Raw genomic sequence first — 12,981 nt, forward strand, 5'->3', positions numbered from 1 at the left:
TTTAGCAGTTATTCTACTTTCCCTTGGTAATGCAAAATACTCGTATTATTGATAAGTTTTTTAGATTTACGTCTGGTTTATTGAAAAAATGTGAAGTACGAAAAGGTTCTAAGCACTGCAAAGGGCGAGCTCAGTAGTCAGGGAGGTCCTCAGCCTGGAGGGCATTGAGTAGCTTCTCCAGTTCGTTGAAAACCGTTTAGGAGATCCGCCAGTTCTGATAAAAACCTTTAAGTTACGTTAAAGTAGAATAACCATTAAACTTATTATATAGAAAAATAGCAATAAGAGGAATATATTTAGATTTATGTTAAACTATTATAACTAGATAAAATATTAGAAATAAATCTTGATATTATTTAAATAAAAACATTTGAATTAATAAACATATTTATAGAAACTTAGGAAAATTAACCATTAATTATTCTTTTATACACCTTATTCCTAAAAGCTTCTACGGGATTGTTAAGTACTTCTGGTATGTGTTTAACGATGTCAGTTGCAACAATATGCTCTCCTAATTTTCTATAAGCTAATGATCCAGCTAAACTATTAACAAACACCCCTATATATGCTGCAGTAAACGGGTCTATTTTTTGTGCCATAAACGTGGCAACGATTCCCGTTAAAGTATCTCCAGTACCGCCAACTGCCAAACCTGGATTTCCGGTCTTGTTAAGCCTAAACTCCGTACCATTGCTTATAATGTCAATATAACCCTTCATCAAGACTACACAATTACACTTTCTTGAAGCCTCAACTACTTGCTTTACCCTCTCTTTGATAGATTCCTTAACCTGCTCGCCAAAGAAGATCTTAAACTCACCGATATGCGGAGTGATTACAGCATTAGGATAAAGTCCTATTCCCGCGTTTGCCTTTAACGCATCAGCATCAATTACTGCGGGTTTATTAGTAGATTTTAAATAATTAACGATAAGTTTAGAGGCCTCAACAGTCTCTGGTTCCATCCCCATTCCTGGCCCTACAACCACTACATCAGCCCTACTAATCCAAGGTTTTAACTCTTCTAGGCTCTCTGGGGAAATATTCCTTCCCTTAAGCTTTATAGTTATTAAATTCGGAGAAAAACCTGCGATAATCCTTGCGGTCTCTTCTGGGGAAGCGACATAAACAAGATCCGCACCGGTTCTTAATGAAGCTAAAGCTGAAAGTGTCGGCGCACCGCTGAATGTATAACTCCCTCCTATTACGAGAACCCTACCATTATCTCCTTTCTTAGCCTTAAAGTCTCGTTTTCTTATATTTACGACTACATCTCCAGGACCTACATAGATCTCAGCTTCTTTTGGAATACCTATCTTCTTAATTGCTGTCTTTTCTACAAAATTCCTAAGACCTAATTTCATATCGTGAAAGGTCACGATCAAGTCGGGATTTACGTATTCGGACGGAGCTTCGCCCGAGTCAGAATCTATACCTGAGGGTACATCAATTGAAACCTTAAACCCTTTGCTGTTGTTGAAGACTTTTATCGCTGTTGCAAAAGGTTCTCTTGGTTTACCTGAAAAACCGGTACCTAACATAGCGTCAATTAGGACGTCCCCTTCTACAGGTGAAAGCTGGAAAACGTCTTTTATTTCAGTAACTTTTATAGAATAATCCATTTCTTCAATAGCGTTAAGGTTTAGGATAGCGTCCCTATGCTTATTCTCTCCTAATAAGAAAACTTCTACATCAGCTCCGTCCCCTGCCAAATGCCGTGCTGCTACTAGCCCGTCTCCACCTTTACCTCCATGTCCTACAAAGACTTTAACCTTTAGACCTTCTGGGTTAAACCTTTTGATAATCTCGTCCCTTACACTCCTTCCCGCATTCTCCATTAACAACAGTGTAGGTACACCTAAAGCTTCACTATTAATCTCTAATGCCTTCATCTTTTTTGTAGATATCATGTTAAGTTTAAATGTGCATAAAACACTGATAATTCTTTCTCAGTCTCGGGTTACGTCGTCACTACTCAGCATTGGAGTTATTCATCATTATCTTTCAAATATTTTTATAACACAAGGACTTTTTAATAGTTGAGGGTAAAATGAAAGGGACCCAGACAGAAATGGGATTAAAAGAGCTTTTTATGGCTAATTGTGAAGACCACCTACTCCTCTCCTTTACATCTGAAAAACTATATGAATTAAACAAAAAAGATGAAGCCCAGATGGTAAAAGAAAAATCACTGGTAGAATTGGGGCATGCTAAAGGAATTCTAGAAAAATTAATAAAATATATGGGGCTTGAGAGTATGAAGGATTGGCTAGAAGAAATCAAAAATAAAAAAGCAGAGAATATCAAGGAAGATTTTATGCTTACGTCTACAGTTTATCTCCTAAGTAAATTGCTTTCCGAAAAGGTAAGTGATACTAAAGAAAAGGAAGAACTGAAGGGCCAAGCAGAAGTTTACTACCAAAAAGCTAAGGAAAAATACGAGCAGGTTCTTGAATCAAGTATAAGTTCAGCCTAATCTCTGCTAATTTTTTTAGATATATACGAAAAATGTTTAACAAATCTTTATATATCCCATTAAGATAATGATAATTCGGGTACCTAAATGTCCTACCTCAGCCTCGAAAAAATATTAAATGAGTTTGCAGAAAAAGAAGGAAAAGAACACGTAGATACTTACAACAAAGTAGCCCTAACAGCAAAAGCCGAGGGCTATGCAGACGTAGAAGCAATGCTATGTGCATACGCTGAGGAAGAAGCAAAAATAGCACAAACAGCAAAGAACGTAAGTGAACTCCTAAAAGTAAAAGCACTACTCAGTGAGTTTGCAGAAAAAGAAGGAAAAGAACACGTAGATACTTACAACAAAGTAGCCCTAACAGCAAAAGCCGAGGGCTATGCAGACGTAGAAGCAATGCTATGTGCATACGCTGAGGAAGAAGCAAAAATAGCACAAACAGCAAAGAACGTAGCAGCATAAAGAAATCAATTTTTAGTCTTTTTTCTTATCTGTGGATTTAACTTCTATATTAGCTTAGGATCGGTAATACTTGTTACTTTCGCAAAATTATTAAATGTTTACCATGACTAGTATTTTAGCATGACAATAGGGTATATAGTAGGTTCAGCGACCACAGAACAAGCTACCGCACTTCTTGAAAAGAAAATAAGAAACGGGTACTATGTAGTAGTTGAATATGATGATGAAAAAGTCTTGGGTTTAGTCACTCAAACTTTCACCGGTAGTCCTCTTCTTGATAATAACCTTAGTGATATAGAATTTATCCAGAAGATTAAGAAGTTTAATAACTCTATTCCTTATTTCATAAAAGCTAGAATTAAGTTGCTTTGTAAACTTAATAACAGCCTATCTAGACCAGACATCCCGCCTGTAGCGGGTTCCCCTATTAGATTGGCAACAGACGAAGAGCTTAGATCAGTATTTTCAAATGGAGAAATAAAAGTAGGTAAGGTCATAGGGACTGATGTTGAAGTAAAGATAAGGCTCAATTCTCTCGCAAGGCACTTGGCGATATTGGCAGCTACCGGATCTGGAAAATCTAACACAGTCGCAGTGCTGTCATCACGTATAGCGGAGAACGGAGGTTCAGTCCTCATCTTTGACTATCACGGGGAATATTTCGATAGCGAAATACCTAGACTAAACCAAATAGAGCCCAAGATCAACCCCCTAAAACTTACTGTTGGTGAGTTCGCTACGTTACTTGAACTGAGAGAAAACGCTAACATCCAATACAGAATATTAAGAAGAGCATTCAAACAGTTTGTGGAGGAAGTCAATAAAGGGATAGCAGAAAATACTATTAGTTTCGTTGAACTCAACAACAACTTCGTTCAGTTACTTTCGGATAAGGTAGAGCAAGTGTCAAAGGACGAAAAGAGAAAAGAAAGTAGGGACGAAGTATTAAATAAAATTGAAGACTTCGCCGACAGGTACGCTGAACTTATAGACTTCACTTTCGGCGATGTTATTGATAGACTTAAAGTAAGGAGCGTGAACGTGGTAAACCTGAGCTCATTAGACGAAGATGGCATTGACGCTGTAGTAGCACATTACTTAAGAAGAATTTTAAATGCACGAAAGGAAAACAAGTTAAAGAAAAACGGTGGACTTAAGTTCCCTATATTGTCGGTCATAGAAGAGGCGCATGTCTTATTATCAAAAGAGGAGAACACCCTGACCAAACACTGGGCAGGGAGGATAGCTAGAGAAGGTAGGAAATTCGGTGTAGGTCTGGTCATAGTGAGTCAGAGACCTAAAGGTCTAGACGAAAATATCCTGAGCCAAATGACTAATAAAATAATCTTGAAGATGGTAGAACCGACAGATAAAAAATACGTCTTAGAGACTAGTGATAACTTAAGTGAAGATCTAGTCGATGAACTTTCATCATTAGATACCGGTGAGGCGATAATGGTCGGGAATATCGTACGTTTACCCACTCTAGTTAAAATTGACAAATTTGAAGGAAAGCTAGCAGGTAGTGACCCTGATCTACTTAAAGAGTGGAAAGAAATAGAAGAGATAGAGAACAGGAACGCAGATACGGCATTCTGGGGATAACTATGACGAGAATCCTCCATGTTTCGGATACACACTTAGGTAAAAGGCAGTACGATAGAGATTTCAGAGAAGACGATGTCTATGATACATTTAAACAAGTCATTGATAAAGCTATTGAAGAGAAAGTTGACGCCGTAATACATACAGGTGATTTCTTCGACAAGAATGAACCGCCTAACAAAGCAGTCCTAGTCGCACTAAAGGAGTTAAAGAGACTTAAAGAAAAGGGTATACCCTTTATAGCAATAGCCGGTGACCATGACTCACCGAAAAGGGGGAGTAGTATATTCCCGCAAAGGATCCTAGAAGAAGAAGGTTTATTGGTACTGTTAGATCACCAAAAGACTGAGTACAGTATAGGTGACTTGAATATTCAAGGGCTATCCCATATCCCTCTTACGGGTGCAAGCGTGCTGAAAGAGAGACTTGCTAAGATGAAACCAGCTTCGAAGAAGAGTATATTACTACTACACCAAGGTGTGAGGACATTACTACCCTACCAGTACAGTTACCAGATAGACTTATCGGACCTACCTAAAGGCTTTGGGATTATAGCCTTAGGGCATTTCCACGATAGGTTTAAGACCGAGTTAGACGGGGGGACTGTTATAGAGATAGCCGGCTCACCTGAAATAATAAGTACGTCTGAAATTGAAGGTTATGAAAAGAATAAGAAAGGTATCACACTCATAGACTATTCTACTGCAGATCCAACTTTTACTTACATAAACATGGATATAAGACCCCAGTTTGAAGTGGTAATTAATACTGATAAGCTAGATAACGATATTAAGTCTATTGTGACTAAATTTAGTTCAATAAGTGGTAAAAAACCGATATTACATATTACGTTGGAAGGTTCACCAGTAAAAAAGAGCCTAATAGTTAACAGACTCAGAGAACTCTCTAAAGTATCTGAATATTATAGGATAGCCCACGATAATACTTCTTACCTCCCAGACCAGACCGAAGTTAGGCCCCCATCTTCTTCATCGCTGGATGAAATGATTATGACGTATTTGACTAAAGTGGCGAATTACAATGAAACAGAAGCAAAACTAATCCTTAGCTTAATCCATGAAGAGGACGATGAAGAAATTACAAAGATATTAAAGAAACTTTCGGGGTATGAGTAAAGATGATCGAGATAAGAAAAGTGAAATTGGAAAACTTCCTAAGCCATGAAAGATCCGAGGTCACATTCAGTCCCGGGATAAACGTAATTATCGGACATAACGGTGCTGGAAAGAGTTCAATAATAGACGCGATATATTTCTCTCTATTTAGAGAACCTGTAAGGAAAATTAGCCTAGAAGAGCTGATTAGAAAAGGTGCTAAAGACGCTTCAGTTGAGCTATTAGTCGAAGTAGATAACAGAAGCTATTTGATCTCACGTAATATCAAGGGCGGTATAGTAGATACGCTAAGTGAATTAGTCCCCAATAAGTACAGTAAAACTATAGCTAGAGGAGCCAAAGAAGTAAATGAACACGTATACAAGCTGTTAGGTGCTAATGAAGATGTGTTTTCGTCTACATTGTTTATAGGCCAGGGTAAAATAGAGGAGGTCTTCGATAATTTATCTGAAATTATGGAGAAAATCCTTAAATTAGAGAGAATGAACAAGTTGAGGGAAACTAACGGACCGATCCACTCATTAATAAAGGAAATCGAAGGAGAACTTAAGGTTATAGAGGAGAAGAAGAAACGACAGAAAGAACTTGAACATGGAATAGAGGAGAGCAAAAAGAAAGTAGAAGAAGAAGAGAAAGCCTTACATGAAAAGACTAAAGAGAAAGAAGAGATAGAAATTCGGATAAAAGAGAAGAAAGAAGAGATAAATAGCATAGAAGATAAAAGAAATAAGTTAATCTCTTTAACGAATCAGAAATCAAGATATGAAAATGAGACCTCTAACATAAGAGAGAAATTAAAAGAAAGACCTCTTCTAGAGAAGAAGAGGGATGACCTTCAGAACTATATCAAGGACGAAGAGCCACTAAATGAAAAATTAAAAGCAATTTCTGAGACATTAACACTACTTGACCAAATTAACCAGAGCGATAAGTTAATCCAAAAGTTAAGAGAAGAGTTAAGCAAAAAGAAAAGTGATCTCGAAGAGAAAAAGAAGCTGGAGGAAAAAGAAAGACGATACCGAGAACTTGATATGAGGAAAAACGAGCTGGAGGAAAAAGAAAAGCAATATATATCAAAAACAGCTGAACTGAGACGTGATAAGATAGCGTTAGAGGAAAAGGAGAGAAAACTTAAGGAATTCAAAGATATAGATACCTCGGAATTAGAAGATAAAATAAAGAAAATAAAGGAGGAATTAGAGGAAAAGAGGAGGCAAATTGAAGGAATAAATTCTAGAAAAGGAGAGATAGAAGGAGAGATAAAGCAATTGTTAAATATTAAGCAAAATCTTCAGACTTTTAACAAATCTAATAAATGTCCAGTATGCGGGAGAGACCTTAGTGAACATGACAGAACAAGGATAGACATAGAAATAGAACAAAAAGTAAAGGAGCTATCGGCTAAAAAACTAGAACTGAACAAGGAATACCAAAACATAAATGTTCTAATACGCCAATTAGAACAACTATTAGATAGAACAGAGAAAGAATTAAAGGAAGCACTAAGACATAAAGCACAACTTGACGCTCTAAAGAGTGACATACAACACCTACAAGACGAGATAAGCGATCTTGAAAAAGAAGTAAGTGAACTTACACCTCTTCATGAAGAGTTTAAAAAAGTATCAGATGAACTAAAAATATTAGTAGATTATCATAACCGATATTTAAAAGTTAGCAGTGTTAGTGAAGAAGAAGTTGCTAGACTAGAAGACGAACTACAAAAAGAGGTTGTAGAAAGGGATAGGAGACAAGAAAACTTGAAGAAAATTTTGAAAGATAAAGGGCTACCTACAGACAAAAAAGAGTTGATTGCTCTCGGTGAAGAAATAGAAAATAAATTGAAAGAAATTAAGAAGAAAAAGGACGAATTAAGTAACATACAATCCAAGTTGGCTATACTAGAAAGTGAAGAGTCAAGACTCCTAAATCTGGAAAATGAATTGAAAGAAATTGAAAGACAGATAAAAGAACTTAATTTCAGAGAGGAAGACTACGCTCTAGCGAAGCAAGAGCTAGATGAGTTGCAACGTGAGTATACTAATCTTACAACTGAAATAGGTAGGTTAAGCGGGGAGATTACTATTCTTAAGACTAATATAGAAAAAAATAACCAAGAATTAAATGAAATTAAAAAGGAGTTAGAAAAAGAGGAAAAATTAATAAACGCAAAGAAGAAGTTAGAAAAATTAAGAGATGTATTAAATGAAAAGAATTTACAAGCCTTCCTCAAGAATAATGCTAAATCTTCCATAGAGAATAACCTCGTATCTATCTTATCTAAATTTGACCTATCTTATAGAGCACTGGAGCTAAACTTTGATAAGGCAGGTTCGAAGGGTAAGAACAAGGTTAGTTCTATTATAGTCTTTAATGATAAAGGGGAAGAAGTTTCTGTTAATGCACTAAGCGGAGGGGAAAGGACCTCAATTGCATTGGCCCTAAGATTAGCCATAGCAAGATCTCTTATGAAGGGCGCTGGGATCTTGATACTTGATGAACCTACAGTAAACCTTGATGAGTATAGGAAGAGGGAGCTCATAGATATTATACGATCATCATTAGAAATTGTCAACCAAATAATTCTGGTCACACACGACGAGGAGCTGATGGAAGCCGGAGATTACGTACTTAAGTTAGAAAAAAGAGGTGGAATTAGTAAAGTAGAGGTGGTCTCAAATAATCAGCAAGCTCTATAACGAGATATTACAGAACAGAAAAAAAATAGTCACGACTACAGCTGAACTAAAAAGCTACCTGTACGCAATGATAAAGGACAAGTTAGAAAAAGTTTGGATACCTTATTCACCGCAAACTGGTATAACCCCGAAGAAGGTTTTAGCTGTAGACGGTGGACTATGGTCTAAAGAGACCAGATCAGGCGTTATTTTTATTGCAGATGCCGAAGCCGTACTAATGAGTGATGGAAACATCATCAGACTTGATGATAAGGCGTTAATTGACGTCTTTAGACCGGGTAATAAGGCTAAAGAGAGAGCCTCGCTCATAATGCAGTTACTTGAATTGCAGCTGGCAATAAAAAATGGGAATAAAGCTGACCTTATCCTTTTAGACGGAAGTATCTCTAAAAAAGTCGGTAGGCACAAGACAGATCTAAAGATTTCAGACGTCGATGACTTATTTAGCCTAGATGATATTGCGTCCCTTAAGGAGAGGGAAAGCGAGGAAAAAATGCATAAATACCTTGTCGCCGAGAACCAAATAGCTCTCTCAATACTCATTGAGAAATACGGTGATAAGGTCCTTTTTGTTTCTAAAAACAGCAAGACTTCTGATATCTTTAACCAAGGGTATTCAGATGTAATAATCCTCGAACTTTTTACCCAGGGTATAGGTTATAGCGAACCGATAGAAAAAGTCATTGAAGATAAATACATCTTAAGTCTTGGGGCTAGTAAAATCCTCTCTAATCTAAAGTATTATACGTCATTTATAAGGCTCGATAATGAAGGTAAAATCCTAAGGCTAGATTTCCTCAAAAGGTCTAATCTTATAGATTTCATTAATAGCCTGATACCTATTTGTGTTAGAGGTTATCCGTATCCTTTACTGGAAGTACACAAAGATGTGAGGATAAGCAGGGAAGACATAAAAAGAATTATGAGACTGTTGGGAATAAAACCGAAACAAGAAGAATGGTGGCCAAGTCAATTTCTATAAAAATATCAATACAATTTTTCAAGAAAATTTTGTTTAGGCCATCCTCCGTCAGTCTTTTAACATTAAACCCAGTATATGTCTTTATGGCAAGAAAAATATTGATCGATATAAGTGTAGAACCTATAGGTACTTCATCTACCAGCCTTTCTCCTTACGTAAGAAAAGTTTTTGAGGTCCTTGATAGACTTGGTCTAAAGTACTATCCTGCTCCTTCAATGACGACTATAGAACTTGAGGATATAACCCAGCTAGGAATAATTCTAAAGGAGATTGGAGACGAATTAGAAAAAATGGGTGTTAAAAGGATAGTAACCATTATGAAAGTGGACGATAGAAGAGATAAGGAGAATAGCCTTCAGCATAAATTGGAAGTAATTAAAAAGTAGTAGTATATAGTTTCAGTTCTAACAGATATTTTCTGACTTTTTCATCTGTCAAGGCCCTGACAATATCTGTAGTAGTTAATATACCTTTCAACTCGCCAGATACTCCTACAATAGGTAATCCTTTTACTTTTCTGTTAGCCATTAGTTTTGCAGCGTAATTAAGGTCTTCAAACTCATCCATTATAACTATAGTCGGAGTCATAACTTCTTTTACTTTTACGCTAATATCTTTTATCTTTAGTACGGGTGCAAGGTAGAGTAAGTCGGTAGTAGTTATAGTGCCGACTATTTTTCCATTACTCGTTACGATTAACCTGCTAATATCATTAGTTAGAATAAGATCTAACGCTGCATGTACTGGCGAATTTTCGTCTACAGTAATAGGGTTCTTCGACATATACTCAGATATTTTTTGGACTCCCCTGATAAGACTACCATAATATTGTGATAGATCACTCTTAATTATCATCCCAAGGATTTTTCCGCTATCTGATGTCACTATTAACATTGGTTGTTTCTTTTCTATCATTATCTGAGCGGCTTCTATAGGCTCTATTTCGCCCGTAACTGTTACAATATCTTTTCTCATAACTTCCGATACATAGACATTATCTAACTCCCTATTACCCATCCTGTTGATGAACTTTAAAGCGTCTTTTTGGCTCACTATACCCAGAGGGTTACCGTTCTCATCTCCTACTATTAACTTAGGCACGTATTCCATTGTCATTATCTTAACCGTGTGTAAGAGGGAGTCATGCGGTCTTACTACTATAGGCTCTCTGACTATACCCATGAATTAAAATAATGAAATTTAAACTCATAAATGCTTAGTATATTATTTGATGGAGAAGTTCAGAGAACTAATTGTTGACCTAGCACTTTCAAAAGAGATAAATAACTATGAAGAGATATTGGAAGAAGGACGAAAAAAGAGAGATAGTTGTGTATATTTAATAGATAATACTTGTTCAAGATATATAATAAAAAAAGATTCAATTTTAGTTGAATGGATAGATAAAAACCATAGAGCTACTCCTCATCCTCTTCTATGTTATATTTGCCCCTATTACTCCATCAGAGAAGAGGATAAAAGGGATGTTTTAGACATCTTCGATTTGTATTTATACTATGAGAACGAGAAAGAAGCCGTTGAGAGGGAACTACTATTTCTCGATAGAAGATATGATGAAAACCCCTTTCAACTCCCTGTCAAAAGACGTAGAGAAGATCTCATTATTTTCCTAGAAGATATAAACCAAAAAATAAATATAATTAAAAGAGTAATTAAGATGGAAAGTAATGACGTAAAGGATATTAGCACTAAAGATGAAGGGTCAACGGTATGAAGTGAATGGTAAATGTGTGGTGTTACCTATCAATTCGGACCTCTGGTCATCGCAAGGCTTATACCTAAGCTCCCAGAGGTGATCCTGCCTACCTATATTTTGTGTAAAATGGGCTTTATTTAATTTACATGATATCGTGTCGTTACTTTTATTAGATGAATGGTAAACTTATACAAAGAATGATAAGTAATTTTTCTATTAAATAAATAATTTAGAAGACGTAATACATGATAGTAAATACAGAATACACTACATTATGTAAATAATTTTTAAATTGCTTTGTGTTAATAGTAACTACTTGTGGAATTAGATTTAGCAAACCTATTAAGGCAAAAAGGCCTGAAAGTAACTCCTCAAAGACTCTCTATACTAAAACTCTTATATACTGGTGGGCATTTTAACGGTGAGCAAATATATAACGAGCTTAAGAAATCAGAGCCTAGCATAAGTCTATCCACTGTATATAATGCGCTAAATACACTAGAAAAAGCTGGTTTGTTAAACTCATTTGAGGTTAATGGTATTACTTGGTATGAGATAAAAAGAGACTTACATGTAAACGTATTTTGTGAAGATTCGGATCAGATAGTTGATGTAGACGTAGATTTGGAGGAGTTGTATAAAAAACTTAATGAGAAAGGGATTAATGTAAAATCCCTTAACGTAGTGGTTACAGCTGAATGTTCTAAGCTTTTGAGAGAACATCAATTAAATACTTCTTAAATTTAATAGAATCAGCCTTAGTTATTATTTCGACTTTTGTTTCACTGTTCGTTAAATTGTACCAATCTATTAACATAGCTCCTCTTGACTTACCACATGTTTCTACATCTACACTTTTCTTAACAGATCCGAGAACTAGTGTATTGTCATAGGCTATTGTAACTGTTAATGAGTCGGGGTGCACACTACCTGGTGATCCAACTTTTTTAGAATACTCTCTTAAGATCTCATTCACTTTTACAAAAAAGTTTGAACGTTTAGTATTTAAGGCACTTATTTTCTCCCATTCATCATCAGTGATGGTTGCAGATTCCTCCGTAACTTCCCAAGGCACAAGGGTTATATTGAAACCGCCATTAATTACTATTTTTGCAGCCTCAGGGTCTACCCAGAAATTAAATTCGGCTATTTCAGTGGTATTTCCCTTGGTAAATGCACCTCCCATAATCCATACTTTTTTGATTCTATTCACTATTGAAGGATCCTTAAGGTAAGCTAGAGCGAGGTTAGTTAATGGTGATACAGCCAAGACTTCTAATTCACAACAATACTTCTTGGACAATTCTATTATAGCATCACTAGCAAACTTGTTCTCAGGTTTTTTAGAAGGCGTAGGTATATCCCATCTTCCCATCCCCTTTTCGCCGTGTACTTCTTCTACGGTCCTCCATACACCCATTATAGGCCTTTGTGCCCCAAGAAATACTGGGACATCTTCACGCCCAAGATATTCTAAGGTAAAAAGAGCATTTTTAACTTCATGTTCAAATTTTACATTACCTGAGACAATAGTAACTCCTATAACATCAAAAAAGTCTAAAGACATCATCAGGGCAATTGTATCATCACTCGCAGTATCTGTATCAAAAATAACTTTTCTCTTCATATTTCATTTTATACTTTTAGTGTTTGATTTAAACTTATTTTGTCTTGATAGTTGAGAGGTTAACCCTTAATTTCTTGTAAAAATTGTCTTAACTATTAATATAATTTAATATCTAATATTTACATTATTCTGTTAATATCTTTAAGTTAATACTAATTGCATAGTGGTTATAATAAGGAACTTTCACAGACCTTGGGTCTTTCACGGCTCCTTTGCGATTTCTATTTGTCTAAATATAATTAGATTAAAACTATTAAATATATATTAAAAGCAA

The 12,981-nt window shown here is 35.9% G+C and carries 12 protein-coding genes; 9 read left to right on the forward strand and 3 right to left on the reverse strand.

Annotated elements, in window-relative coordinates; genetic code table 11:
* Positions 1-407: 407 nt before the first annotated feature.
* The gene (locus KN1_RS02575) at positions 408-1,913 is read right to left on the reverse strand and encodes an NAD(P)H-hydrate dehydratase (RefSeq protein WP_221289276.1); all 1,506 of its coding nucleotides are present in this window, start codon (positions 1,911-1,913) and stop codon (positions 408-410) included.
* A 140-nt stretch (positions 1,914-2,053) separates the two neighbouring features.
* On the opposite strand from KN1_RS02575, the gene KN1_RS02580 reads away from it, so the two are divergent.
* The 7 genes from KN1_RS02580 (at position 2,054) to KN1_RS02610 (ending at position 9,749) form a co-directional block, all read left to right on the forward strand.
* Entirely contained in the window at positions 2,054-2,479 is a 426-nt protein-coding gene (locus KN1_RS02580) for a hypothetical protein (RefSeq protein ID WP_221289277.1), read from the forward strand.
* 87 nt (positions 2,480-2,566) lie between these two features.
* Complete coding sequence (locus tag KN1_RS02585) at positions 2,567-2,941, forward strand: hypothetical protein (protein ID WP_221289278.1); 375 nt, start codon at positions 2,567-2,569, stop codon at positions 2,939-2,941.
* 120 nt (positions 2,942-3,061) lie between these two features.
* On the forward strand, positions 3,062-4,546 hold the full coding sequence (gene herA / locus KN1_RS02590; protein ID WP_221289279.1) for a DNA double-strand break repair helicase HerA: 1,485 nt from the start codon (positions 3,062-3,064) through the stop codon (positions 4,544-4,546).
* A gap of 2 nt (positions 4,547-4,548) precedes the next feature.
* Complete coding sequence (gene mre11 / locus KN1_RS02595; protein WP_221289280.1) at positions 4,549-5,682, forward strand: DNA double-strand break repair protein Mre11; 1,134 nt, start codon at positions 4,549-4,551, stop codon at positions 5,680-5,682.
* Between the two features lie 2 nt (positions 5,683-5,684).
* The gene (locus tag KN1_RS02600; RefSeq protein WP_221289281.1) at positions 5,685-8,381 is read left to right on the forward strand and encodes an AAA family ATPase; all 2,697 of its coding nucleotides are present in this window, start codon (positions 5,685-5,687) and stop codon (positions 8,379-8,381) included.
* 25 nt (positions 8,382-8,406) lie between these two features.
* A complete protein-coding gene (locus KN1_RS02605) occupies positions 8,407-9,363 on the forward strand; it encodes a DNA double-strand break repair nuclease NurA (RefSeq protein WP_258712642.1) in 957 nt (318 codons plus the stop codon).
* 83 nt (positions 9,364-9,446) lie between these two features.
* Positions 9,447-9,749: an MTH1187 family thiamine-binding protein gene (locus KN1_RS02610; RefSeq protein WP_221289283.1), complete on the forward strand. Its 303-nt coding sequence runs from the start codon at positions 9,447-9,449 to the stop codon at positions 9,747-9,749.
* Here KN1_RS02610 and KN1_RS02615 read toward each other — a convergent pair.
* Positions 9,739-10,545: a CBS domain-containing protein gene (locus tag KN1_RS02615; protein ID WP_221289284.1), complete on the reverse strand. Its 807-nt coding sequence runs from the start codon at positions 10,543-10,545 to the stop codon at positions 9,739-9,741. The two genes, KN1_RS02610 and KN1_RS02615, sit on opposite strands and share 11 nt — an antisense overlap.
* Positions 10,546-10,594: 49 nt before the next feature.
* Here KN1_RS02615 and KN1_RS02620 point away from each other — a divergent pair, with 49 nt between their 5' ends.
* Together KN1_RS02620 and KN1_RS02625 are read left to right on the forward strand one after the other, a co-directional pair.
* The gene (locus KN1_RS02620) at positions 10,595-11,098 is read left to right on the forward strand and encodes a hypothetical protein (protein ID WP_221289285.1); all 504 of its coding nucleotides are present in this window, start codon (positions 10,595-10,597) and stop codon (positions 11,096-11,098) included.
* Between the two features lie 300 nt (positions 11,099-11,398).
* Positions 11,399-11,821 (forward strand): Fur family transcriptional regulator, encoded by a 423-nt coding sequence (locus tag KN1_RS02625; RefSeq protein WP_221289286.1) that lies wholly within the window; start codon positions 11,399-11,401, stop codon positions 11,819-11,821.
* Here the strand turns inward: KN1_RS02625 and KN1_RS02630 are convergent.
* Positions 11,784-12,707 (reverse strand): nucleoside hydrolase, encoded by a 924-nt coding sequence (locus KN1_RS02630; protein WP_221289287.1) that lies wholly within the window; start codon positions 12,705-12,707, stop codon positions 11,784-11,786. The two genes, KN1_RS02625 and KN1_RS02630, sit on opposite strands and share 38 nt — an antisense overlap.
* Positions 12,708-12,981: the final 274 nt, after the last annotated feature.

Origin of the sequence: Stygiolobus caldivivus, from assembly GCF_019704315.1 — an archaeon.
Lineage (GTDB): Archaea > Thermoproteota > Thermoprotei_A > Sulfolobales > Sulfolobaceae > Stygiolobus > Stygiolobus caldivivus.